Origin of the sequence: uncultured Apibacter sp. (assembly GCF_946479295.1) — a bacterium.
Classification (GTDB): Bacteria; Bacteroidota; Bacteroidia; order Flavobacteriales; family Weeksellaceae; genus Apibacter.
Map to the genome: position 1 here is coordinate 20,573 of NZ_CAMLFD010000018.1, position 26,926 is coordinate 47,498.

The 26,926-nt window shown below is 29.6% G+C and carries 22 protein-coding genes; 5 read left to right on the forward strand and 17 right to left on the reverse strand.

The window, feature by feature from the left end; translation table 11 throughout:
• Positions 1-95: 95 nt before the first annotated feature.
• The gene (locus Q0T35_RS09765; protein WP_293918164.1) at positions 96-1,220 is read left to right on the forward strand and encodes a GNAT family N-acetyltransferase; all 1,125 of its coding nucleotides are present in this window, start codon (positions 96-98) and stop codon (positions 1,218-1,220) included.
• Positions 1,221-1,480: 260 nt separating this feature from the next.
• Here Q0T35_RS09765 and Q0T35_RS09770 read toward each other — a convergent pair whose 3' ends face one another.
• From Q0T35_RS09770 to Q0T35_RS09810, 9 genes are all read right to left on the reverse strand, one after another.
• Complete coding sequence (locus Q0T35_RS09770) at positions 1,481-2,257, reverse strand: succinate dehydrogenase/fumarate reductase iron-sulfur subunit (RefSeq protein ID WP_293918166.1); 777 nt, start codon at positions 2,255-2,257, stop codon at positions 1,481-1,483.
• Positions 2,258-2,280: 23 nt separating this feature from the next.
• Positions 2,281-4,296 carry a fumarate reductase/succinate dehydrogenase flavoprotein subunit gene (locus tag Q0T35_RS09775; protein WP_293918168.1) on the reverse strand — a complete coding sequence of 672 codons (2,016 nt, stop codon included), beginning with the start codon at positions 4,294-4,296 and terminating at the stop codon, positions 2,281-2,283.
• A 22-nt stretch (positions 4,297-4,318) separates the two neighbouring features.
• Positions 4,319-5,005 carry a succinate dehydrogenase cytochrome b subunit gene (locus tag Q0T35_RS09780; protein WP_293918170.1) on the reverse strand — a complete coding sequence of 229 codons (687 nt, stop codon included), beginning with the start codon at positions 5,003-5,005 and terminating at the stop codon, positions 4,319-4,321.
• A gap of 193 nt (positions 5,006-5,198) precedes the next feature.
• The gene (locus Q0T35_RS09785) at positions 5,199-6,035 is read right to left on the reverse strand and encodes a TonB family protein (RefSeq protein ID WP_295842873.1); all 837 of its coding nucleotides are present in this window, start codon (positions 6,033-6,035) and stop codon (positions 5,199-5,201) included.
• A gap of 15 nt (positions 6,036-6,050) precedes the next feature.
• Entirely contained in the window at positions 6,051-6,587 is a 537-nt protein-coding gene (locus tag Q0T35_RS09790) for a biopolymer transporter ExbD (protein ID WP_293918174.1), read from the reverse strand.
• Between the two features lie 36 nt (positions 6,588-6,623).
• Positions 6,624-7,235: a biopolymer transporter ExbD gene (locus Q0T35_RS09795; protein WP_295842877.1), complete on the reverse strand. Its 612-nt coding sequence runs from the start codon at positions 7,233-7,235 to the stop codon at positions 6,624-6,626.
• Between the two features lie 83 nt (positions 7,236-7,318).
• Positions 7,319-8,134 carry a MotA/TolQ/ExbB proton channel family protein gene (locus Q0T35_RS09800; RefSeq protein WP_293918178.1) on the reverse strand — a complete coding sequence of 272 codons (816 nt, stop codon included), beginning with the start codon at positions 8,132-8,134 and terminating at the stop codon, positions 7,319-7,321.
• 209 nt (positions 8,135-8,343) lie between these two features.
• The gene (gene coaD, locus Q0T35_RS09805) at positions 8,344-8,805 is read right to left on the reverse strand and encodes a pantetheine-phosphate adenylyltransferase (RefSeq protein WP_293918180.1); all 462 of its coding nucleotides are present in this window, start codon (positions 8,803-8,805) and stop codon (positions 8,344-8,346) included.
• A 2-nt stretch (positions 8,806-8,807) separates the two neighbouring features.
• A complete protein-coding gene (locus tag Q0T35_RS09810) occupies positions 8,808-9,791 on the reverse strand; it encodes a D-alanine--D-alanine ligase (protein WP_293918182.1) in 984 nt (327 codons plus the stop codon).
• Positions 9,792-9,924: 133 nt separating this feature from the next.
• Here Q0T35_RS09810 and Q0T35_RS09815 point away from each other — a divergent pair, with 133 nt between their 5' ends.
• The 4 genes from Q0T35_RS09815 (at position 9,925) to hemN (ending at position 14,564) form a co-directional block, all read left to right on the forward strand.
• A complete protein-coding gene (locus Q0T35_RS09815) occupies positions 9,925-10,914 on the forward strand; it encodes a PASTA domain-containing protein (protein ID WP_295811219.1) in 990 nt (329 codons plus the stop codon).
• A 17-nt stretch (positions 10,915-10,931) separates the two neighbouring features.
• The gene (locus tag Q0T35_RS09820; RefSeq protein WP_295811216.1) at positions 10,932-11,984 is read left to right on the forward strand and encodes an RluA family pseudouridine synthase; all 1,053 of its coding nucleotides are present in this window, start codon (positions 10,932-10,934) and stop codon (positions 11,982-11,984) included.
• Positions 11,985-12,138: 154 nt separating this feature from the next.
• On the forward strand, positions 12,139-12,957 hold the full coding sequence (kdsA, locus tag Q0T35_RS09825) for a 3-deoxy-8-phosphooctulonate synthase (RefSeq protein ID WP_293918341.1): 819 nt from the start codon (positions 12,139-12,141) through the stop codon (positions 12,955-12,957).
• 236 nt (positions 12,958-13,193) lie between these two features.
• Positions 13,194-14,564, forward strand: a complete 1,371-nt coding sequence (hemN, locus tag Q0T35_RS09830; protein WP_366937739.1) for an oxygen-independent coproporphyrinogen III oxidase — start codon at positions 13,194-13,196, stop codon at positions 14,562-14,564.
• 133 nt (positions 14,565-14,697) lie between these two features.
• Here hemN and Q0T35_RS09835 read toward each other — a convergent pair whose 3' ends face one another.
• The 8 genes from Q0T35_RS09835 to bshC all read right to left on the reverse strand — a co-directional run bounded on the left by Q0T35_RS09835 (position 14,698) and on the right by bshC (position 26,378).
• Entirely contained in the window at positions 14,698-15,591 is an 894-nt protein-coding gene (locus Q0T35_RS09835) for a hypothetical protein (RefSeq protein WP_295842881.1), read from the reverse strand.
• 138 nt (positions 15,592-15,729) lie between these two features.
• Entirely contained in the window at positions 15,730-18,348 is a 2,619-nt protein-coding gene (locus Q0T35_RS09840) for a valine--tRNA ligase (RefSeq protein WP_295842882.1), read from the reverse strand.
• A 254-nt stretch (positions 18,349-18,602) separates the two neighbouring features.
• Positions 18,603-19,853 carry an ABC transporter permease gene (locus Q0T35_RS09845; protein WP_295842883.1) on the reverse strand — a complete coding sequence of 417 codons (1,251 nt, stop codon included), beginning with the start codon at positions 19,851-19,853 and terminating at the stop codon, positions 18,603-18,605.
• 33 nt (positions 19,854-19,886) lie between these two features.
• Positions 19,887-21,116, reverse strand: coding sequence for an ABC transporter permease (locus Q0T35_RS09850; protein WP_295842884.1), 1,230 nt, complete (start codon positions 21,114-21,116; stop codon positions 19,887-19,889).
• A gap of 10 nt (positions 21,117-21,126) precedes the next feature.
• The gene (locus tag Q0T35_RS09855; protein WP_293918334.1) at positions 21,127-21,822 is read right to left on the reverse strand and encodes an ABC transporter ATP-binding protein; all 696 of its coding nucleotides are present in this window, start codon (positions 21,820-21,822) and stop codon (positions 21,127-21,129) included.
• A 320-nt stretch (positions 21,823-22,142) separates the two neighbouring features.
• On the reverse strand, positions 22,143-23,030 hold the full coding sequence (gene fabD, locus Q0T35_RS09860) for an ACP S-malonyltransferase (protein ID WP_293918346.1): 888 nt from the start codon (positions 23,028-23,030) through the stop codon (positions 22,143-22,145).
• Between the two features lie 52 nt (positions 23,031-23,082).
• Positions 23,083-24,744 carry a LysM peptidoglycan-binding domain-containing protein gene (locus Q0T35_RS09865; protein WP_295811201.1) on the reverse strand — a complete coding sequence of 554 codons (1,662 nt, stop codon included), beginning with the start codon at positions 24,742-24,744 and terminating at the stop codon, positions 23,083-23,085.
• Positions 24,745-24,776: 32 nt separating this feature from the next.
• Positions 24,777-26,378 carry a bacillithiol biosynthesis cysteine-adding enzyme BshC gene (gene bshC / locus Q0T35_RS09870; RefSeq protein WP_293918330.1) on the reverse strand — a complete coding sequence of 534 codons (1,602 nt, stop codon included), beginning with the start codon at positions 26,376-26,378 and terminating at the stop codon, positions 24,777-24,779.
• Between the last annotated feature and the right edge of the window lie 548 nt (positions 26,379-26,926).

Here is a 26,926-nt window from a genome sequence, read left to right on the forward strand (position 1 = left end):
GTAAATTTTAAATTTAATTTATACTAAGTATATTTGCTAAAATTATGACTTTTTAGTTGTATTACCAAAAAGACTTGTTAAACTAAATTTAGTGCATGAACAAAATTATAATTAAAGAAGTTAATACAAAGGCCGATTTAAAAAATTTTATAACATTTCCTAACAGGTTGTACAAAAATAATCCTTGTTACGTACCTCCACTTATAACTGAAGAAATGGCAATTTTCGATGAAAATAAAAATCCTGTTTTTGAATTTTCAATCTGTAAAAAATATCTTGCTTATAAAAAGAATGAGGTAGTCGGAAGAATTGCTTTGATAATCAATAAGAATGAGGAAAAATACTCAGGGATTAAAAAAGTTAGATTCGGGTGGTTTGATGTCATTGACGATATAGAAATTACTCGTAAGCTTATAGACAAAGCCTATGAAATGGCTAAAGAAAATGATATTCACCGTATTGAAGGTCCAGTGGGATTTACAAATCTTGATAAAGCGGGTTTTTTATCCAAAGGCTATAATAAATTAGCAACTATGATCGGTATCTATAATGAACCTTATTATCATGATCATTTTGAAAAATTAGGATTTAATAAGTCTAATGAATGGGTTGAATTTTATATTGAAGTGGTTAAAGTACTTCCTGATAAGGTGATTCGATTTTCTAAATTATTGAAAGAAAAATATAAATTGAAATCATTACAATTTAAAACTAAAGATGAGTTAATTGAGCGTTCAGATGAAATTTTTCAATTGTTAGAAGATACTTATAAGGTTTTACCCACCTATGTTCCTTTTTCAGATAAGCAAATAAAATATTATAAGGAAAAGTATATTCCATTTATTAATAAGGATTTTGTGATTTGTATCACGGATGATAATGATAAATTAGTTGGATTTGCCATCACTATGCCCTCCTATTCGATAGCATTACAAAAAGCTAAAGGAAAATTATTTCCTTTTGGATGGTATCATTTACTTAGAGCCTCTAAAAATAATGATTGGGCAAATTTTTATTTAATAGGTATTCATCCTGACTATCAAAAAAAGGGGATTACTGCCATTGTATTAAAAGAATTTTTCGATTTATTTAATAATAAGGGAATAAAATATCTGGAAACCAATCCTGAATTGGACGATAACAAAAGTATACAATTACTATGGAAAGACTATAATCCGATTAATCATAAAAGAAGAAAGACTTATTTTAAGGAAATTTAAAATTCCTTTTATAAGCCATATATAATAATTTAAGTGAATTACATTAATCAAATAATTTTAAGGGTAGTTATAAGAATTAAATAATTCTAATAATTACCTTTAAAGTTTAGAATATATGTTTCTTTTTTAGTTAAATATCTATATTTTTTTAAGCTGTCGAAATTACAATCATATAACTTACCTCATTAAATAAAAACAGCTCAAAACAAATTATTGTTTTGAACTGTTTGTTAATTATACTTAAAATATTTGACTATTATTTATTCTGCTTTTACATCATTTACAATACTAGCATGAAGAAATTCTCTATTCATTCGGGCTATGTTCTCAAGAGAAATTCCCTTTGGACACTCAACTTCACAGGCTCCGGTATTTGTACAGTTACCAAATCCTTCCTCATCCATTTTTTTAACCATGTTTAAAACACGGCGAGTAGCTTCAACTTTACCTTGCGGTAATAATGCGTATTGTGAAACTTTAGCAGAAACGAATAGCATCGCTGAACCGTTTTTACAAGTAGCAACACAAGCTCCACAACCTATACAAGCGGCTGCCGCAAATGCTTTGTCTGCTTTTTCTTTTTCAATTGGTATTGCATTCGCATCGATTGTATTTCCTGAAGTATTCACTGAAACAAATCCTCCTGCATGCTGAATTCTGTCAAATGCTGTTCTATCAACGATTAAATCCTTAATTACAGGAAATGCCGCTGATCTCCAAGGCTCAATTACAATAGTATCTCCATCATTAAACATCCTCATATGTAATTGACAAGTAGTTATTCCTCTATCCGGACCGTGTGCACGTCCATTTATATAAAGTGAGCACATACCGCATATTCCCTCACGACAATCATGATCGAATGCTACGGGCTCTTTATCTTGTTCTACTAATTGTTCATTTAGCATATCTAACATTTCTAAAAATGAACTTTCAGTAGATACTCCTTCTAATTTATATTCTTCAAATTTTCCTTTTTGTCCCCTACCTGCTTGTTTCCAAACTTTTAGTGTTAGGTTTAATAATTTTCCTGCCATTTTATATTTTTTATTTTTACAGGTTATTTATAATTTCTTGCTGCAATTTTAATGTACTTGTAATTTAGATCTTCTTTATGTAGAATTTCTTGATTCAAATCTTCTCCATTATATTCCCAAACAGCTACATAAGAATATTCTTCATCATTACGCAACGTTTCTCCATCTTCTGTTTGATATTCGATTCTAAAGTGTCCACCGCATGATTCATTCCTATTTAAAGCATCCATTGCCATCAATTGTCCTAATTCAAGAAAATCTGCTACTCTACCAGCCTTTTCTAATTCCATATTGATAGTATTATCAGTTCCCGGAACTTTTACATCTCTCCAAAATTCTTTTCTAATTTCTTCAATTTCAGCAATAGCTTCTTTCAATCCTTTTTCATCACGAGCCATTCCAACCTTATTCCACATTACTCGACCTAATTTTTTATGGAAATAGTCTACTGTTTTAGTGCCTTTATTGGTTAAGAAGTGTTGAATTCTGTCTCTTACTTGTTTTTCAGCTTCTTCAAACTCGGGTAAATCTGTAGAAATAGAACCGGTACGTATATCATCAGCTAAATAGTCAGCAATTGTATATGGTAATACAAAATATCCATCGGCTAGCCCTTGCATTAAAGCAGATGCTCCTAAACGGTTGGCTCCATGATCAGAAAAATTTGCTTCACCGGTTACAAAGCACCCTGGTATAGTACTCATTAAGTTATAATCAACCCAAATTCCTCCCATTGTATAGTGAACAGCCGGATATATTTTCATAGGAGTTTCATACGGATTATCTCCTGTAATTTTTTCATACATGGTAAATAGGTTTCCGTATTTAGCTTCTACCACTTTTTTACCTAATTTTATTATTTCTTCTTGAGACGGATTATGAATATCAAGTTCATTGGCTTTTTCTTTTCCATATTTTACAAAAGATGAAGAGAAATCTAAATAAACCCCTTCCCCAGTAGCATTGTTTTCAATTCCAAATCCTGCATCACACCTTTCTTTAGCTGCACGTGAGGCTACGTCCCTAGGTACCAAATTACCAAAGGCCGGATATCTTCTTTCTAGATAATAATCTCTATCTTCTTCAGCTATTTCAGTAGGCTTTAATTTTCCTGCTCGTATAGCCTGTGAATCTTCTATTTTTTTAGGAACCCAAATACGTCCATCATTTCTTAAAGATTCTGACATTAATGTCAACTTAGATTGCTGATCACCATGTACCGGTATACAAGTTGGGTGAATTTGAGTGAAGCAAGGATTTCCGAATGCGGCTCCTTTTTTATGTATCTTCCAAACTGCTGTCCCATTAGATCCCATCGCATTTGTAGATAAAAAGAATACATTACCATACCCGCCTGATCCAATTACTACTGCATGAGCAGAATGCCTTTGAATTTCTCCTGTAACTAAATCTCTAGCAATAATACCTCTTGCCTTACCATCTACAACAACCAAATCAAGCATCTCATGTCTGTTGAACATTTGTAAACGTCCCTTACCTATTTGTCGGTTCATTGCAGAATATGCTCCTAGTAATAATTGTTGTCCGGTTTGTCCTGCTGCATAGAATGTTCTTTGTACTTGCGTACCACCAAAAGATCTATTATCCAATAATCCTCCGTATTCTCTTGCAAATGGAACTCCTTGAGCTACACATTGATCTATTATTGAATTGGATACTTCTGCTAATCTATAAACATTAGCTTCTCTCGCTCTATAATCTCCTCCTTTGATAGTATCATAAAATAATCTATATACACTATCTCCATCATTTTGATAATTTTTAGCAGCATTTATCCCCCCTTGTGCAGCAATTGAGTGAGCACGTCTAGGAGAATCTTGGTAACAGAAAGCTTTTACATTATACCCCATCTCAGCTAAAGAAGCTGCAGCTGCTCCTCCTGCTAAACCTGTACCTATTACAATTATATCTATTTTTCCACGGTTATTTGGCGCAACCAAACGCATATGATCTTTATGATTTTTCCATTTTTCATGGATATCTCCTTCCGGTATTTTTGATTCTAATTTTATACCCATAATAGTATTTTCTTAAAATAATTTAAATTAAACCATTGCCTTTGAAGTAAAAATAAATTGCAATTGCGGCAAATCCAACTGCGATAAATATAAAATATGCTTTTCCCAGTATTTTAATAACAGGAGTATAAATTTTATGATTAAATCCTACTGACTGGAATGACGATGAAAATCCGTGACTTAAATGTAATCCTAAAAATATAAAAGCAACCACATATATTAATGTATAAATGGGACTTTTAAATAATTCTGTCACTAATAAATAATCATCTCCTACTGTTCCAAACTTAATGGGAACAAAATAATTATAAAGATGTAATAATAAAAATATTAAAATTAACATCCCTGTATAGATCATTGTCCGTGAATTAAAAGGAGTGTTTGCTGAAAACTGATTAACGGCATAACGCTCTTTTCCTCTTGCTTTTTGATTTCTAAAGGTCAATATAATACCTAAAAAGATGTGATAAATAAATCCAAAAGCCAGTACATATTGCATAATCTGGATGAGTGGATTAGTCGCCATAAAATGTGACGCCTGATTAAATATTACTTCTTCTTTAGGCAATAATTTTCCTTCTCCATCCGTATTACCGGCAAATAATGTGAGATTTAATCCTAAATGCACCAGTAAAAAAATCATGAGAAAAAAGCCTGTCAAAGCCATCATAAACTTTCTTCCTATAGAGGAAGAGTAAAATCTTGTCATAATATTTTAATGTTTAATTTTGGAATACAAATTTAAAAAACCTCTAACCCTAAGTGTTATGACATATGTCAGATTTTAATCTTTTAGAATGTATCTAAATAATTTTTCTAGCTAGATTGAAAATTTATTTTTATAAAATAAAAAAACTATCCCTTAGTATAGAGATAGTTTTTTTATATCTTAATTTATTATATTATTCCGGCAACCTAAAGGTTATGGGAACTCTAAAATAAGATCTAACCGGTTGATTATTAACTTTAGCAGGAATCCACATTTTGCTTGTCTTTTTAATTGCTTTTATGGCTTCTTCATCTAATCCATCTCCTAATTTTTTTCCAGCAATTACTACATTTGTTATCGTACCATCCTTTTCCACAACAAATTTTACAGTTATTTTACCTTCTGTACCATTATCCCTTGCCCTATCCGTATAATAAATTTGCTTTGAAATAAAATCATGTACTTTTCCCTTACCTTTAAAAATTGCTTCCTCATCTACTTGCTCAAATACTTTATTAGGATCTGCCGGAGGTACCGGGGGTGGCGGTGCTGGAGGCACATCATTTTTTGGACCATTTGATATGGCTGCATCTGTTGTACTTTTACCATCTTTATCTTCTAATCCTATAGCTTTATCTTTAGTGTCTTGTACTTTAGGAACAGTTTCTTCCTTTACAACGACCTTTTTAGGCTCTGGAATAACCATTTTTACCTGCGCGACTTCATCTTGTTGTACAGGAGGCGGTGGTGGTGGTTCTGATTTTGGTTCGTAAATTTCTTCTTTTTCTTCTTGTGGTGTTTGAATATCCGTTAGATCTATAACAACAGACTTTTGCTCATCTTTACTATTTGCCTGCCATTTATTATAAAAGTATAATAACATAACGAATACAATAAAGATAACGGTTCCAATAACAAATGCCCTTGTCAGATATTTACTTTCTTTATTTCTTAACCAATAGGCTCCATAGCTTTTATTCTTATGCTTAAAAACTATGTCATCTAAAGATTTCATATTATTTTCTGCCATTCTATTTAATTTTCGTTACTCATTAACTTTTTCTTTATACACATCTTTCTCTTTAGAAGAAAGTTCTTTAATTCCATATCGATCAGAATTAGTAATTTCCATTTCGTCTAATATATCTACTAAGTTTTTATAACTTGAGTCATCTGTAGGTTTTATTATAACAGTGAATTTACTTTGATCTGCTTGTTTCTGAGCTCGTAATATTTCTTTACGAATTCCATCTTTAGAGTAGTCAGATTTAATCAAAGTCGAAGTGTTTAGATCTTTCTGTTCCTGTTGATGCCAATATATTTGATCGTCTTTTCCTAAAATTATAGTTAAGGAATTTTTAGTTTTAATTTCTGGAATATTGGAAGGTGGAATTTCAACCTTAGGTGGCATATTTAAATGCATAATATTAGGTTTACTGAACGTTGTTGTAAACATGAAAAATGTTATTAAAAGGAAACCTAAATCACACATAGGTGCCATATCAACATTAAGGTTCATTTTTTTAGCTCTTACCTTTCCATCTCCTTTTCCACTAGTACTTGTATCTACGCCTGCTGACATATTTTCTTATTCATTAATGGGTTTAATTTAATTACATTATTCCGGTTTATTTTCGGCAGATGTAATTAATTGAAATTTATTCATATTCTTTTCCTGTAATCTTGCCAAAAGATTTTTAAAAACAGGGTATTGCGTATTTACGTCACCTTTAATTCCTAAATCTAATGAGTCACCGTTTTTCTTAGCTAGTTCTCTAGCTTCAAAGACCCAATCGGTAATTTCAGGTTTAGCACTGTCTGCAGGAATTCCTGGAACATTAACTGACTCTCTTCGTCCTTCCGGTATATTTAAATATTGTTTAAGTCCGGTAATTGATACTCCAAAATCGGTTAAATTTCTAAACTCTCTTTTTTCATGATCCGTAAAATTGATACCGTACTTCTCTCCCATTGCTTCTAATAATTGAATTTTATATTTTTCTTCATCCATTGAGAAGTAGTATTTTCCATCTGAAGTTATAGATATCTTCATCATTCCATGATCTTTAACCTTAATCTGGGATATCGATGAAGGAGGGTCTATGGTAACTGTTTCTTTAGGCTTAAATTGTGTAGTCAAGATAAAGAATGTTAACAGCAACCATGCCAAATCACTCATTGGCGTCATATCTATATGTATTCCGTGTCTTTTTGGTTTAACTCTTGCCATATTATTTTTTAAGTTTTTAAAATAATTTCAAATCTTATTCTTTTAACTTTCTTTTTACTAAAAAAAGAAAATTTAAAACTTAATTAATGGTGAGCAGAAAAAGACTGTTGAATACTTAAACCTACCTCATCAATTTTAAATGTTAAAGTATCAATTCTTGATGTAAAATAGTTATACGCAACAATAGCTAAAGCTGAAGTTCCAATACCTAGAGCTGTATTTACAAGTGCTTCTGATATACCTACGGATAGAGCAGCGGCATCCGGAGATCCTCCTCCTTCACCTAAAGCAAAGAATGCTTTAATCATACCAATTACAGTACCCATTAAGGCTACTAGTGTACCAATAGATGCAATAGTTGCTAAAATTGTCATATTTTTTTCGAGCACTGGCATTTCCAATGTTGTAGCTTCTTCTAATGTTTTATTTAAAGATACAAGTTTTTGTTCTTTATCCAAGGTAGTGTCATTTGATAATGCTCTATATGAAATTAACCCTTCTTTAACTACATTTCCTATAGAACCTTTTTGCTTATCACATAGTGATATGGCATTATCTATATCATTTTTATCTAATAATGATCTTACTTCGTTAACGAATTTTGTTAAGCTATTAGTTCCTTCAGCCTTTCCAATAATAAAAAATCTTTCAATTGAAAATACGATTACCATTAGTAAAAAGGAAATCAAAAAAGGAACAATAACCCCTCCTTTGTGAATGATCCCCATGAATGTTTTAGGATCACTATCTGTAGTTTCTCCCTTAAAATTAGAAGATGCACCTAACACAAAATGATAAATACATTCTGCTATGATTACTAAAATAATGATCGTAATAAAAGGATTTAATCCTCCTACTTTTTTTCTTGAGTTTGATTGGGCTAGTTGTTGTTTTTCCATTTGTTATATAAATTAATTTTATAATTATTTTCAAAAATATTATGTAAAATAAATACAAAAAATTTAACTAAACAATAATTATTATCTAAGATTTGATAAAATAAGAAATAAATACTCTTACATCAATTAAAAGATATCTATTCCATAATTATTGATTTCACAAAATATTTTTGTATTAAACTATGTTATATATTATTTTAATAATAATATCATATTCTAACAGCTTTGGGTACTAGTATTTCATAATCTCCCTTATATCTCATAATTTCTCGTACAATACTTGAACTAATAAATGATTTTCCTGATGATGTTAAAAAGAAAACCGTTTCTATTGACTTTTTTGCTAGAGTACGATTGGTATGTGCTATGGCTTTTTCAAATTCAAAATCTGCCGGATTCCTAAGACCTCTAATTATATAAGGTGCTTTTCTTTTCGCACAATAATCAATAGTCAGACCATCAAAAAAATCTACTTCTACATTCGGAAATATTTTTACTGTTTCCCTTATCCATTCCATTCTTTTCTCTAAAGGAAACATATATTCTTTATTAGAGTTATTACCAATGGCAACAATAATTTTTTCAAATAGAGGAACTGCTCGTTCAATAATATTAAAATGCCCCAAGGTTATAGGATCAAAAGAACCGGGAAATACTGCTACTCTTTCCATGTTTATTTTTTTTCAAATCTTTGTAATGCTAATGATATTTCGTTATCTAATAAATCTGAAAAATTTAATCCTGCTTGCTTAACTTGCTGAGGAAAGATACTTGCCGGAGAGCAACCCGGTGTTGTGTTAATTTCTAAAAAATAAGGAATTTCATTCACAATAATAAAATCTAGTCTTGAAAATCCAATCATATCTAAAGATTTATATATATGTGCTGCAGCTTCTTTTATATATGTATCTTCTTTTTCTGATATACGAGCCGGTGTTATTTCCTCGGATGCTCCCAAGTATTTGGCTTCATAATCAAAAAATTCATTTTTAGATATAATTTCCGTTGTATTAACGACAACAACTTCGCCTTTATATTTAAATACTCCTACCTGAACCTCTTTTCCTTCTAAAAAACTTTCAATTAATACTGCCTTATCTTCTTTAAATGCAAAATCCAAAGCTTGCATAAAATCTTCCTTTTTTTTCACCTTTGAAACCCCTAAACTTGATCCTGATTGATTGGGCTTAACGAAACAAGGTAAACCAACTTCATTAATAATGGAATCAATATCTATTTGATCTCCTTTATTAACATATACTGATTTAGCTACTGAAACATTAAATTTCTTAAGTACCGATAAGGTATCTCTTTTGTTAAAAGTCAAAGCAGATGTATAAAAAGAACAACCGGAATAAGGTATATTTAATAGTTCCCAATATGCCTGCATTAATCCATTTTCTCCTGGATAACCATGAATTGTATTTAATAATACATCAAAATTTATTTTTTTCTCATTTAACTGAAAGGTAAAATCTCCTTTATTAATAGGATAGGCTTGTTCTTCTTCTATGACATTCCAACCATCCTTTAAAATATGTATTTTAAAAACTTTATATTTAGTTTTATCAATTTGAGAATAAAAATATTCCCCACTTTTAAGTGAAACAAGGCTTTCATCAGAGTAACCTCCCATTACAATTCCAACTGTAATCATAAAATTTAAAGTTTACTAATGATAGTAATTAATTATTGTTATTTAGAATTAAGACATACAAAATTAAACATATTTTTAACTAATAAACTATATTATTTTTATTATTTATATATTTGCTTCGTAAAAAGTAAATATGAAAATCTTAAAACTGTTAACATCTTGGCAATTTTGGGTTAATCTTGTACTGGCTGTACTCATTTTTGTTGGACTTTTACAGGGAATTTTTCTTTGGTTAAATGCTTTCACTAATCATGGTGTTCAGGTGGAAGTTCCTAACTTAAATAATCTATCTTTAGATCAAGCAGTTAAAAAACTTGAAGAAATTGATTTGGAATATGAAATTGATACTTCTAAATATGATCCTAAATATAAATCTTATCAAATTTTAGATATATATCCATTGATTGGATCTAATGTTAAAAAAGGAAGAAGAATATTTATACGTGCTAATGCTAAAACATGGAAACCTACTACAGTTCCCAATGTTATTGGAAAATATAAATATCTTGCTTTTAGTCAATTGGATTTGGTAGGTTTAAAAGTAGCTGATACCATTTATGAACCCAATTTTGCATCTAATACGGTTCTTAGGCTTCTTTATAAGGGTAAAGAGATTCAGCCTGGCGAAACTTTGCCTCGTTTTTCTCCCTTAACAATTGTTTTAGCTAAGAGCCTTGCGAAGAATGTTTCCGTACCTAATTTTATAGGACTTAATGAAGAAACCGCAAAAAAAATGATTGCAGAAAATTTGTTTTCAATTGGAACTATTACTTATGAAGATCCTGCAAATACTAGTAATAACCGTGTTTATTATCAAGTTCCTGCTCCCTCCTTTATTTATGACCAAGGACAACCCATTGATATTTATCTAAGTAACAAACCTTTAGATAAATTGAAAGGTAAAATAAAATCTTTAGATGAAATATTTAATATTCATAAATATTCGGATTCATTAAATTCTATTAACTATTTGTATGATGACCCGGATAATACTATAATTGATGGTAAAAATGTACCTTCTTTAAACAATGATTTGTCTAATTCATCAGGTAATAATACATCTCAACAGAACCTTTCTAATGATAATCCTATACAAAAGCCAAGAAGGGTTATTGTAGAATAGTAACTTCACAAATTTCCATGGAAAAAGAAGAATACCTAGATATACATCACAATAGTGATGCCGATGAGCTATATGAACATTTTAAAATTTATGTAGATAAAGGGCAAGGTTCTGTACGTGTTGATAAATATCTTGTTAATCTTATTGAGAATTCGACAAGAAATAAAATACAAAAAGCTGCATTAGCGGGAAATATTTTAGTGAATAACAATCCTGTAAAATCAAATTACAAGGTAAAGCCCAACGATATAGTATCTATAGTTTTAGCGCATCCGCCTCGCGACACTACAATTGTACCGCAAAATATACCTATTGATATTATTTATGAGGATGATGATTTGCTAGTTGTTAATAAAAATGCCGGAATGGTTGTTCATCCCGGATTCGGTAATTTTGAAGGTACTTTAGTTAATGCCTTGGCATACCATTTTAGTACTTTACCTTATTTTCAAACTGATTTAGAGAAACGTCCGGGACTTGTGCATAGGATCGATAAAGATACTTCTGGTTTGTTGGTAATCGCTAAAAATGAGTTTGCAATGAATCACCTAGCTAAGCAATTTTTTAATAAAACAACAAAAAGAGTATATAATGCTTTAGTATGGGGTAATTTTGAAGAAGATGAAGGGACCATCATCGGTAATATTGGTCGTGATTTAAAGGATCGTATGCAAATGGCCGTTTTTCCGGATGGTTCTCATGGCAAGCATGCTGTTACTCATTATAAAGTTTTAGAAAGATTCAGATATGTAACTTTAGTTGAATGCAGGCTTGAAACAGGAAGAACGCATCAAATTCGGGCTCATATGAAATATAAAGGTCATATTCTTTTCAATGATGAACGATATGGAGGTCATATAATTTTGAAAGGTACAACATTCACAAAATATAAACAGTTTGTTGAGAATTGCTTTCAAATTCTGCCGCGTCAAGCATTACACGCTCGCACATTAGGTTTTGTTCACCCTAAAACAAATAAAGAAATGTTTTTTGAAGTTGACTTACCTGAAGATATGAAGCAGGTTCTTGATAAATGGAAATCATACATTCATTATAATCAGCTTCAGTAATTTTTATTATTTTTTTAGCTTATACTCACTAATTAATACTACTTGCTGGTAATCAATATTTTTTTAACTACCATCAAATTTAATAGTTAAGAAAGCTTTTATTAGTAATTTCCATGGATCGTAAATATATAGTAAATTTGTAAAAAAGAGTACCATGAAAAATAGCTTATTATCGATTCCTAAAATAAAAAACATAGATAAAAATAATTTTACTTTAATTGCGGGGCCATGCATTATTGAAGGAGAACAAATGGCTATAGATATTGCAGGTAAAATTGTTGAAATTACTAGTAAATTAGGTATCCCCTATATCTTTAAAGGTTCTTTTAAAAAGGCCAATAGATCTAGGGTGGATAGTTTTACAACCATTGGCGAACAAAAATCATTAGAAATATTAAAAAAAGTAGGCGATACTTATTCCATTCCTACCACCACCGATATTCATGAAAATGAGCAAGCTAAGTGGGCAGCCGAATATGTAGATGTTTTACAAATTCCTGCATTTTTGATAAGACAGACCGATTTATTAATCGCGGCAGCAAAAACCGGAAAATACATTACCTTAAAAAAAGGTCAATTTTTATCACCGGAAGCCATGCAATTTGCCGCTCAAAAAATTAAAGATTCCGGAAATAACAATTATGCTATCATTGATAGAGGTACTTCCTTTGGATATCATGATTTAATTGTTGATTATAGAGGAATTCCTACTATGAGACAATACGCTCCGGTCATTTTAGATGTTACTCATTCTTTGCAACAGCCTAATCAGACTACTGGAGTAACCGGAGGCAGACCTGACATGATTGAAACCATTGCTAAAGCAGGTATAGCTGTAGGTGCTGACGGTATTTTTATCGAAACTCACCCTAATCCTGAAAAAGCGCTTTCTGACGGAGCTAATATGCTCAAATTAGATTTTTTAGAAAACCTTCTTGAAAAATTGGTAAAAATAAGAGAAGCTATAAGCTAGATTTTTAAAAATTTTAATAAGTTGAAATTATACATATAAGTTCTATTATTTTATCAAAATTATTTATAATATAAAGGATGCTTATGCATACTCAATTATTTTTTATTACTTATATTAAATTACATAAGTTATAAACTTTGTTAATCTATTATTACTATAATTAATAATTATATAGTTGAAAATAATTGTTTTATTTAAATTTTCTGTTTTATTATAAATAATTTTGTAATAACGATATGAAAATGCTAAATAATACTCTTATACAAAAATACAATGTTCCGGGTCCAAGATATACAAGTTATCCAACTGTACCCTATTGGGATGAAAAAAATTTTTCCACCGAAAAATGGATCGATACCCTACAAAAATCTTTTAAAGAAAGTAATTCAAAAGAAGGTATAAGTCTCTATCTTCATTTACCTTTTTGTGAAAGCTTATGTACTTTTTGTGCTTGCAATAAACGCATAACAAAACAACATAATGTAGAATTAGTATATATTGAAACTCTTTTAAAAGAATGGCAACTTTATTTGAATGTTTTGTCTGAAAAACCTATTATCAGAGAATTGCATTTAGGTGGGGGAACTCCCTCATTTTTTTCACCCAAAAATCTAATCTATTTATTGGAAAACATCTTTTCTAAAGCAGAGATTCACCCGAATAAAGAATTTAGTTTTGAAGGTCATCCTAATAATACTACTCGTGAACATCTCCAAGCACTCTATAATCTCGGATTTAAAAGGGTGAGCTTTGGCGTACAAGATTATGATATAAGAGTACAAAAAGCAATACATAGAATTCAACCTTTTGAAAATGTAAAGAAAGTAACTGAAATAGCTCGTGAAATAGGCTATGAAAGTATAAGTCATGATTTAGTATTTGGTCTCCCCTTTCAAGATTTAAATAAAGTAATTCACACAATAAAAAAAACCGAATTTTTGCAACCCGATCGAATTGCGTTTTATTCCTATGCTCATGTTCCTTGGATTAAAGGGGTTGGACAAAGAGGATTTAAAGAGGAAGATTTACCTAGCGGAGAAATCAAGAGAGAATTATATGAAAAAGGCAAAGAACTATTAGAAAAAATGGGATATTTTGAGATCGGTATGGATCATTTTTCATTAAAATCTGATTCGTTATATCAATCCATGTTAAATAAAAAAATTCATAGAAATTTTATGGGTTATACTTCTTCCTCAACACAGGTAATGATAGGATTAGGCGTTTCATCCATTTCTGACAATTGGTATGCCTTTGCTCAAAATGTAAAAACTATTGAAGAATATTATCAAAAAGTAAATGATCATAAACTTCCCGTTTTTCGTGGTCATATTTTAAATGCCGAAGATCTATTTATAAGAAGACATATCCTCAACTTGATGTGTTTATTAGAAACAAGATGGGAAAACGAAATTATCTTTACTAATTATCCTGAAATTATTGAAAGGTTAAAAGAATTTGAGGCTGATGGTCTCATTGAATTGAATGAAAATTCATTAATTATTAAAGAAGAAGGACGTTCCTTTATTCGTAATATCTGTATGGCATTTGATTTAAGAATGATGAAAAATGCACCTCAGACTAAGTTATTTTCAATGACTGTATAGGAATATATAATTTTTTATTTGTACAAATACTATTTTGAATATACAATTAAATTATATAATAAAACTTACGGGTGTAAATTGATAGAAAATAATATTTAATAATTATAATAGATCTCAATAATTTTTTTAACTTTTAATTCAATTCTTCTTTATTTAAAATATAAAGAGTAGGATCTACATGAAATAACGAATAATTCATTTCTTCTCCTGTAATATAAATGTAGTTATCAGTAACTGCAATACCTTCAGTTTGTCCTACAGCTCCCGTCAATCCGATCAGGGATTGTTGGGCTTTACCATTAAAAAATTTATTCTCAAAGAAATCATAAAATTTCCAAACATAAGCTGTTTCTTTGGTATATCCTATCAAATATAAGGTATCTTTATGAATATCGGAACCTGTAATTAGGCATTCGGTGTCAAATGTTTCTATCTTTTTTGCTATGATAGGAATTTTAGATGATTTTAAATCCAACTCATAATGTGTAGTTTGAAAATCACTCCATCGTTTTGTAAATAAATGTAGTTTATTTTTATAATAAATAAAAGCTTCACAATCAAAATTGGTTTGATAACTTCCTTGGTTACTGAATTCCTTTTGATCTTCAAAAATAAACCGGAATTTTTCCAAAATTGGAACTTCTATAATTTGTGAATAATCCGAAGGAAGTTTGATTGAATATATGGTTAAATCTTTACGAATTCCTAAATTGTTTCCAAAATCTCCAATATAAAGGGTATCACCCTTACGTGCTAATTCTTCCCAGTCAACATTTTTAATTCCTTTAATTTTAATAGTTTGAAGAACGTTACCATTACTAGAATTCAATTTATAAACTTCTGCCTTACCTCCACTATCATTACAGGTATAAAGATAATTCTTATAATATTCAACGGCAGAAGTTTCATTGATAAGAGAAGATAAAATATGTTTATTCGGATATTCGGATAAATCTATAAAATTTTTCTCTATTTGCCCATATAAAATTATAGAGATAAAACAAAAAAATACAGTAATAGCTTTCATAAAATAATGATATTTAACTAATTATATAATACTAATTTTTTTATAAAATTAACGCATTGATTCAATACATATTATAAAAAATATAGTAAAGCACTTTTGATTTTATCTTATAAAATAATTATATGTAAATTGTATTAATTATAATTTTTTTAAGCTTTCTTTTAATATTGAAATTTTTTCAAGGGTATCGGATTGTTTTTTCTTTTCCATTTCAACTACTTTTTCAGGTGCTCCGTTCACAAATTTTTCATTAGATAATTTTGCATTAACGCTTTTTAAAAATCCTTCTAAATAAGCGATATCTTCAATTATTTTTGATTTCTCAGCTTCTGTATCAATAGTTTGGGTAAATGGTATAGCGAATTCTAATTTACCAACTAAAAAAGTATAGGATGGTTTATCATCAGTTATTTTGTCGGTAATTTCGGAAATATTAGCTAATTTCTTAATGATATCGATATTATCCAACTGCTGATTGGATTTAAATATAAGTATTAGCTCTTCTTTAGGAGAAATTCCTTTCTCGGATCTGAAATTTCTTATGGAGGATATAATTTCTTTAGTTATTTCAAAATTGGAAATTATAGTTTCGTCAAAAGAGTCTTCTGAAACACAGGTAGTAATTATAAGACTTTCTTGTACATCTCTTTCTTTAATGGTCTGCCAAATTTCTTCGGAAATAAATGGCATAAACGGATGTAATAATTTTAAAAGGTCTTCTAAAATCGCTATAGTATCTAAAAACGTTTTTTCATCTATGGATTCTCCAAACGGCGGTTTAACAACTTCTAAATACCAGGAGCAATAATCATCCCATACAAGTTTATATAGGCTCATTAGAGCATCAGAAATTCGATATTTTTCAAAATCTGTATTAATATCAACTACGGTTTTGGCAATTTTATTTTTCAACCAAGAAATGGCTTCTTTACTTTCAACTGTTTGAGATTTTGATGAATCGATATTCCAAGATTTCAGTAAACGAAATGAATTCCAAATTTTATTGGCGAAATTTCTTCCTTGTAAACATAATTCTTCATCAAACATTAAATCATTTCCTGCTGAAGAACTTAGTAATACTCCAACACGTACTCCATCTGCTCCGTATTCTTCAATTAAATGTAAAGGATCAGGTGAATTACCTAACTGTTTTGACATCTTTCTTCTTAACTTATCTCTTACAATTCCGGTAAAATATACATTAGAGAATGGCTTTTCATTTCTAAATGCATATCCTGCCATGACCATTCTGGCAACCCAGAAAAATATAATATCCGGTCCGGTTACTAAGTCTTGAGTGGGATAATAATAATTTATTTCTTTGTTATCGGGTTCGTTTATTCCATTAAAAACTGAAATAGGCCACAACCACGAAGAAAACCAAGTATCTAATACATCTTCTTCTTGTCTTAGCGTATCAATGGTAATGTCAGAATTTTTTTCAAGAGCTAATTTTAAAGCTTCTTCTTTTGTTTGAGCTATAACAAAATCGTTTTCTCCTGTCCCATAATAATAAGCAGGAATTCTATGTCCCCACCAAAGTTGGCGTGAAATATTCCAATCATGAATATCTTCGAGCCAATTTCTATATGTAGTTACAAATTTTTCCGGATATAATTTAAGCTCATCTTTTAACACAGCATCTAAAGCTGGTTTAGCGAAATCTTTCATTTTCATAAACCACTGTATCGAAATTTTAGGCTCGATTACTGCTCCGGTTCTTTCTGAAGTTCCTACCTTATTAACATAATTCTCTTCTTTTTCAAGTAGATTTTTTTCTTTAAGTTCTCTTGCTATTTCCTTTCGTACTACAAATCTATCTTTTCCTTTATAATGCATTCCATTTTCATTAAGAGTTGCATTATCATTAAAAATATCAATGGTAGCTAATTGGTGCTTCTTTCCCAGGTTATAGTCATTCATGTCATGGGCTGGAGTTATTTTTAGAACCCCTGTCCCGAATTCGGTATCTACATAATCATCCTCTATAACTGGAATTTCTCTATTACAAATAGGAACGATTACTTTTTTCCCTTTTAAATATTTATATCTTTCATCATTAGGATTAATACATAGCGCTGTATCACCAAAAATTGTTTCAGGTCTGGTTGTTGCAACAATAACATAGTTATCTTCACCTATTACTTTATAGCGAACAAAATATAATTTCCCGTTTTGTTCTTTATAAATTACTTCTTCATCTGATATATTGGTTTTTGCTTCAGGGTCCCAATTAATCATTTTGTTTCCTTTATAAATATATCCTCTGTTGTAAAGATCTACAAAACATTTAATCACAGAATTATAAAGGTCTCCATCAAGGGTAAATTTAGTTCTATCCCAATCGCATGAACATCCTAATTTTTTTAATTGTTCTAATATAATTCCTCCATGCGTATGAGTCCATTCCCAAGCATGTTCCAAAAACTTTTCTCTTCCAATGTCAAATTTACTTATGCCTTCTTCTTTTAGTTTATTTACTACTTTAGCTTCAGTGGCTATGGAAGCATGGTCTGTTCCTGGTACCCAACAAGCATTAAATCCCAGCATACGTGCACGCCTAATCAATACATCCTGTATAGTATTATTAAGCATATGCCCCATATGTAATACTCCAGTAACATTAGGTGGAGGAATAACAATGGTATAAGGTTTTTTATCGTTTGGCTCGGAATGAAAAAAGTTGTTTTCCATCCAAAATTTATACCATTTATTTTCTACATTCTTAGGGGTATATTTTGCTGTAATTTCTGACATGAATTATTATTTTTTAGAATGAGTACAAAGGTACTATTTTATTAAAATTTTTTTTAATAATTTGTTTACAATCGGATATTAAAATAGGATTTTCAACATATGAAAATCCTATTTCTTTGTTTTAGCGTTTCATAATATATACCAAATACTTGATATGTTCACACTTTAACACCCAAAATTAAACTTAGTTATATGATTGCTCCATTTATTATTTAAATAATAGCTAATATATTAACTTTCTTGTAGAGGCTTTATTATTCTGTTCTTAATGCCTCAATAGGCTTAATTTGTACAGCTCTTTGTGCCGGTATTAATCCGATAAACAACCCTAAACTTACCATTAAAATTAGGGCGGCTAATACGTTCCATATATTTACAGTTGGGTTATAGAACGGAAACTTCGGATTGGCTTCTCCCATAAATGAGCTCATACCTATTAAGAGTAACACTCCCAAAATAAATCCAAGAAGTCCGGAAAGAACAGTTAAGAAAACACTCTCCATAAGAATTTGTGTTCTTATTTCTGCGGGTTTTGCTCCTAATGCTCTTCGAATACCAATCTCTAAAGTTCTTTCTTTAACTGTGATCAATAATATATTGGAAATTGCTACTACCCCGGCAAGGATCGTTAATCCACCAACGAACCAAGTAAGTATTTGTAATCCTTTTAAGAAATTAGTTAATTTTCTAAAATTTTCGGCAAAATTCCAAGCTCCAAATGCTTTTTCATCGGTTGGAGCAACGTCGTATTTTTTTCTTAAAGCTGCTTTAATTTTTTCCTCAACTATATTTACGTTATACTGTGGCTTAATGGAAATTACCATCCAGTTTACTTTATCTCCTTGATTATATATTTTTTGATAGGTATTAAAAGGAATATAAACTACATCTTCTTGTAAAAATCCTGAATTGGGATTTCTATATACTCCCACTACTTGAAAATATATTCCATTGATTTTAATATATTGACCTATAGCATTTTCCTCATGATTAAATAATTGTTCATATACTTCTTTACCAATGATAGTTACCTTTTTTTTCTGAATATCATCTTCTTCATTTAATAATCTTCCGGTTATCAATTGTTTTTTTTGAACTTTGGAAACTGAAGCAAAATCTCCAAAAACGGTGAAATTTTTACTTTTATTTTTTCGATTAATAACGCTTTGTTCTGATTCTGCCGCACTTCTCGGCACTACAAAATCTATTTCTGGAATTTGTTTTTTTAAGTATTCTTCATCATCTAAATGAATGATTAAATCCCTTCCTCTGGGATAACCTTTATAGGGTTCTCCAGTAGATCCTCCCCATAGAAATATACTATTCGTTGCATATCCGTCGAAAATTTTGTAAAATCCATTTTCAGCACCTTTGGCAGCTCCAAGAAGAAATACATATAGAAACATACCCCAGGCTACACCTATCATTGTCAAAATCGTGCGTAACTTATTTTTACTGAGAGTATGGTAAATTTCAACCCATGTTTCTCTATCGAAAATTTGCATCTTTATAGTTTATAATTTATTTTATTAAATAATTTAGTCTGAACTTAATGCTTCAATCGGTTTAATTTTTGCAGCTTTTCTAGCCGGAATAAATCCTGCTATAGAGCCAAAAGTTATTAAAGATAATGTTGCAAAAAACAATAATTCTTTGCTTACAGAAGGATCAACAATAAGATAAGTTGATAGGTTATTTCCTATTAAATATAAAGTTAAGCTACCTAAAGCAACACCAGTAATTCCGGAAAGAACTGTTATAAAAATAGATTCTTGTAATATTAATCCAACTATACTTAAAGGACGTGCTCCCAAGGCTTTTCTAATTCCAATTTCTTTAGTTCTTTCTTTGACTATATAAACCATTATATTACTGATACCTATAATTCCGGCCATTATAGTACCAAATCCAATAAACATAACTAAAGATGAAATAACCATGAAAAAAGAATAGGTATCTTCCATATTCTGAGCTCTATTTCTGATAACCAATCCGGTTCTATCTGAAGGAGATATTTTTAATTTGGTGCGTAAGGTTTTTTCAATTTCGTCACCTAATTTTACAGCCACGCTAGGCTCCATATCGGATAAATACGCTACATCTATTTGACTTACTTCATCAGTATTTTTTTTGAGAATTTGTAAGGTAGTTATTGGTATGTAAATTATTCGCTCATCATTATCTCCTCCTTCATCGCTAAATATTCCAACAACCTTATAATTTATGCCTCCGATATTGATATATTTACCTAAGGGTTTTTCATTTTTAAAAAGATCCTTTTCAACTAAACGCCCAATTACAGCGAATTTTGTCTTATTATTAATGTCTGATTGATTTAAGAATCGTCCTGAAGTAACGATTGCTTTTTCAATATATTGCTTATCCGGATATGTAGCTTGTACTGTATATATGCCCGAACTTGTTTTATAAATTACATTCTCAGGTTGTGTTATAGTAGCCGTTTTATATTCTAATTCATGATTATATTCTTTCCTAACGAGATCAAAATCTTCATTTTTAAGGGTAATATTCCTATTTTGTTGTAAACCTAAATATGCCTCAGTAGTTTTTCCGGGAATTATATTAATAGTACTGGAAGAGTCTAATATAAAATCACGGGAAAACCCGTTTTTTAAACCATTACCGAATCCAAAAAGTATAATAAAGATAAATAACCCTAAAGATATTGTAAATCCGGAAAGAAAAGTTCTTAATTTATTCTGCTTAATAGAATAAAATATTTCTTGCCAGCGATCTATACTAAACATAGTTAATAATTTATACTAAAACTTCTTGATTAATACATTCATCTCTTTCAATAATTCCATCTTTTAAATGAACAACTCTCTTACATTGCTTAGCCACATCAGGTTCATGTGTTACTATTAAAATAGTTTTTCCTTCATTATTAATTTTTTGTAGAAATTTTATTACATCATAAGTTGTCTGACTATCTAATGCTCCGGTAGGCTCATCTGCTAAAATTACTTTGGGATGCGTTACCAAGGCACGTGCAATGGCAACCCTTTGTTTTTGTCCTCCCGACAATTCATTTGGCATGTGATCAGCTCTATCATCTAGACCTACCATTTTTAAATACTCCATTGCTCGAGCATTTCTTTCTGAACGTTTTACTTTTTGGTAATATAAAGGTAGAGCAACATTTTCCATTGCATTTTTAAAGCTTATAAGATTAAAAGATTGGAAAACAAAACCTAAAAATTTGTTTCTGTAATCCGCTGCCTTTGCCTCACTTAAATCTTTTTCTATTTTAACTCCATCCAAAAGATATTCTCCTTCATCCGCATAATCCAATATACCCAATATATTCAACAATGTCGATTTACCAGATCCGGAAGACCCCATTATCGCAACCATCTCTCCTTCCTCTATTTCAAGATTAATCCCTTTCAATACATGTAATTTATTATGTCCAATGTCATAATATTTATGTATGTTTTTCAATGAAATCATGTCATTTACAATTGTAATTACTAATTTGTATGTTTTAACAGCAAATTGTTACATTTAACATTAAATTTAGAAGATCATTTATAAGGCTGTTTTAAGTATTCACACCTAATTTAATAATCTAATTGAAATATTTCACCATAAACAATATAAAATACATATTATTTAATATATATTGTTATTTTATCATATAAAACTCTATCGTATATATTTTTATATTTTTTAAATTACAATTTAGCTTATCCAATTTAAAAATTATAATTTATTTTACAAAAAAAAGAGATCCTGATTCAGATCTCTTTAAATATAAACGATATAAAATTTTAATTTGATAAAGAGGTAACTTCCACTGTATTGTCAATTTTTTTAATCAAACCTTGTAAAACTTTACCCGGTCCTGTTTCTACAAATACGTCACAATTGTCTTGTATCATATTTCGTATAGTTTTAGTCCAGTTTACGGGAGACGTTAATTGCTTTATAAGATTTTCTTTTATTTCATCTATATGGGTCACAGCTTTACTCGTATAATTCTGATAGATGGGTACACTTGGAGTATTAAATTTGGTTTTTAATATAATATCTTCCAATCTTTTCTGGGCACTACTCATTAGAGGTGAATGAAAGGCACCACTTACCGGAAGCATAATTGCTCGTTTAGCTCCTTTTTCTTTTAGTAGTTCACATGCACGTTTTACAGCCGAAGTATGACCGGAAATCACAATCTGTCCGGGACAATTGTAATTTGCAGGGACAACTAAATTTTTTTCAGTGGAAATTTCATTACAAACAGACTCTACAACGCTATCTTCTAATCCGATAATAGCAGCCATTGAAGAAGGATTTTCCTCGCAGGCGTCCTGCATTGCCAAAGCTCTTTCATATACCAATCTCAACCCACTATCAAAAGAAAGGACCCCATTACCTACTAAAGCTGAAAATTCACCAAGGGAATGGCCGGCAACCATTTCAATTCTGGAATTTTCATTTACTTTTGCTGAAGCTATGGAATAAATAAAAATAGCTGGTTGGGTAACCTTGGTTTGGATGAGTTGTTCTACGGTTCCATTAAACATAATATCAATGATATTGAATCCCAGTATATCATTTGCTGAGTTCATCATTTCTTTAATATCTGCTCGGCTCTCATATATTTCTTTTCCCATGCCTGGAAACTGAGACCCCTGTCCGGGAAATACTAATGAATTCATTAATCTTTTTTAATATTAAGAATTTTATTGTTTTTATTTTATTTGTTTATTATTACTTTAATAATTTTATAAGTCTTGCTTCTTGATTTACCCACGCTCCATTTTTCTTAATCCTTCTAAAAGAATATTTATTGCTTACTTGTTTAGTTTCTACCTTCATTATTGAATTGGATAAGTTACCTTTCTCGTCCACTCGACTAAGGATATCATAGGTAACATCAAAACCGGCTATCGCATATTTATCCGGCATATGACAATATTCTTTCGTATACATTTTCAGCATTTTTTGTTCATTAAATCCATATTCATTTACATAATTGGTATCTAAATAAAGTAAACCTAAGTCTAGAAGCTTTTCTTCATATTTACTATTATCAAATAAAGATGAATAAAATAAAGATATTGGATTAACCTGATTGGATTGATACATTACAATTGTATCTAAATATTTATTTACAATAGGTTCTTGGTTTGAAAATAAAATTGCATAAATCTTATTATATTCGTTGGTTACAAGATTTCTATCCGGTATAATATCCTCAGCGTTTTTAGTTAAAACAATTTCAGCATTACTACTTTTTTCCTTCACTAATGATTGAAAATACATAGCAGCTTTATAATGATCGTCATCATATAAAATATACACTTTTTCATCTGCATATTTTTTCATCATTTCATCAACTATTTTTTCAACTAAAATTTGATCTTTGGTATTATATAAAATCAAATTTTCATAATCATCTAAATCATCACTTGAGGAAAACGGCGATATTATAGGGACCTTTTTAATTTTTTCTGTAATTGCTAAGAGATCAGATTTGAATAAAGGTCCAATAATTAAGTTAGTATTTGAGAAATTATATGTGTTTATTATTTCCTGATATTCTTTATTATTACTACTGTCAAATATTTTAACATGAATTTTTTTTCCTTTATTGGATAACGAATCCATAGCTAATTTAACACCGGAATAAAATTGGGTTGCAATTCTCTTTTCTGCGTTGTTTGAAGTTTCTCCTGTATGGAATGGTAAAAACATAACTATGTTTACCCCCTCTTTTTTGAACTCTAGATCAGATACTGTCTCTGATTTATTATTGTTTAAATTGATCGGCTCTTTTTCTTCCCCATTATTTACTCTTGTTTCAGTTTGATTTAAATTATTCGCACCTACTTTTTCATCTTTAGATTCTGAATTAACATTTTTAGGTTCATTGCGAGTATTTTGATCATTTTGATTGTAAACATGGCTATAAGTGATTTTGTCCTGAACTTTTGAATTATTAGGAATTTTCAGAACTTCTCCTATTTTAGGGCCATTTTTATCTAATGATGGATTTAAACTTTTTATAGCTTTAATGGTAGTATTATATTTTTTACTTAGTCCATATAAAGTTTGTTTGGGCTCAACGGTAATAAAAATATACTCTGAATTCTCCTCATTTTGTTTACGTTGTAAATTTATTGATGAATCGTATTCGGAAATTCTATTTAAATTTGATGGCGTGCTTTTATCCGGAATAACTAGTATATCTCCTATTTGCAGCGCACGATTATTCAGTTGAGGATTTGCTTTCTTTAAATCTTCAATTGAAACATTATATTTTTTGCTCAACCCATATAGTGTTTCTTTCGCAACTACAGTATGATGCTGTTGCGAAAGCATAAAGGAACTTATAAATAATAATAGCAGCGTATTAAATTGCTTTTTCATTCTTAAATAACTTTGATGCAAATGTAATTAAATTATTTATTTCCCTTTTCTAAATTAAAGACTGTTAATTTATTTTCGAATTCACTAGTTTCATTATAAATTCGAGCTAAAAATTCGGCTCCCATGATTGCATAGTAATAAGAAAAATTTAGAATTCTTTCCTGCCAAGTTCCATTAGGAAACATTTCATCATACAAAGATTCAAAATTCAAAACAATTTCTTTATGCTTTAGCCTATTTGCTTTATAAAAACGTTTTTCTATTTTTTGTAATCCGTTTAATTGTTTTTTTTGTTGAGCAAGAATCATATCTTTCCAACTCGAGTCTGTATTCGAAGACTCATTTAACAAATCTTTGAATATACTTTCAAGTCGACTTTCATATTTTGAAACATCAAATTTATAAGAAGATACTTTTTCAACTATAGAATTAATTATAGATTCTTTCGGATGAAATAAATCGGTAATTTCCCAATGAAGTCGTTGCATTTTTTTTTCTTGATTGGTGCTTGTCAACAAGAATGAATTTCTCGGTATTAGAATTGGAAAAGAAATTTTTTGTTCCATAAAATATTCTTTCAATTCCAACCAATAAGCAATTTCAGCATTCCCTCCTACATAAGCAACATTTGGCAATAATACTTCTTGATATACGGGTCTCATTAAAGCATTAGGGCTAAAATTTTCAGGCTTATTATCAATTTCATCAAGTATTTCACTCTCACTAAAATTTTTGCAACTTCCTAAAATATAATACCTTCCATTCGTTTCATCAATACGATTTCTTTCTTCATTATTATGATAAAAGAAATTAATTTTTCTTGGATTTACCTGAATTTTATAATTTTTATCTTTTAATTTATCAATGGTTTTTGAAATAGCGTGAAATGACTTTTTTTCTTTTATATCATCTTTAATATAAGGAGTAAACAACTTTTTTAATGTTTTACTATTAGCATCAATGAAAAGTAATCCATATTCTTTAAACAATTCATGTACTATAATACGTGTTGCATCAGAAAGTGTGGGTTCGGAAAAATAAGATTTTTCAATAATTTTTCTTAATTCTTTACCGTGAGGATAATATTTTAATTCTTCATAAAATCCGGAAAGAACTTCTTTTAAGCCTAAAGTTGAAATTTCTCCAACAAAATCATTGTGTTTCTCATTCCAGCATATCTTTTCATTTTTAAAATAAAAATGATTGATTTCCTCAAAATCATGATCTTCCGTTGCCATCCAAAAAATAGGAATGAAATTATATTCATCTTGACTTCCATTCATTGAATCACATAACTTAATAACATGTAAAATTTTATAGATAAAATATAAAGGCCCTGTCATTAAATTAAGTTGATGTCCCGTTGTGATAGTTACTGAATTGGGATCGGCTAATTTTTTCAAATTTAATTTTTGTTTTTCACTCAATTCCAATCTATCCAACTGAGTATACATTTCTTTAACTAACGTTTCCCTATTAGTATACTTAGATGTTTTTTCTTTTGCCTGAAATAGTAAAGATTCTTTTGATAAATTTCTATCATAATAGGGTACTGTACTTTCCTTTTTATTTATATAATCTTTAATTAATGATGAAATTCCAGGAATATCGGCAATGTTAATCTTATTTTTCACAATTCAAATTTACAATAAATTTTTTCAGATAAAAACCATACGCTTTTCTTACCATAAATATAATGTAATTCTTCTATTTTTTATTTAAGCATAATTAGTTAATTCTAAAATAATTGTGCCAATATTTTTAAACAATGTTACTATCCACTTATTATTAAATTAAATCCACCTTCTTATATAATTTTTATTTACTTTAATAAAATTTAACTGTATTAAAAATCATTTATGAAAGTATAAAGGATAATTACATCATTTTTTATGTAATATGGTAGTAATCACTTTAGAACTTTTTTAATGTAAAACATAGTTAATCTATTATAAAAAATATTTGTCATTTTAATACTCATTGGTTCTTATAGACCTATATTTATTATTTTAGTTATAAAATAAATGTAATTGCATTTACATCTTATTTATTTTTAAATAATTTATTTTTAATTTAACATTAAAAAAACCTTATAAACCCTTTAGATAAAAAGAATCTAGTTAATTTTAATAAGGAAGATATAGCTAAAAAAATAGTCGATTCTTCCCCAATTAACGAAAAA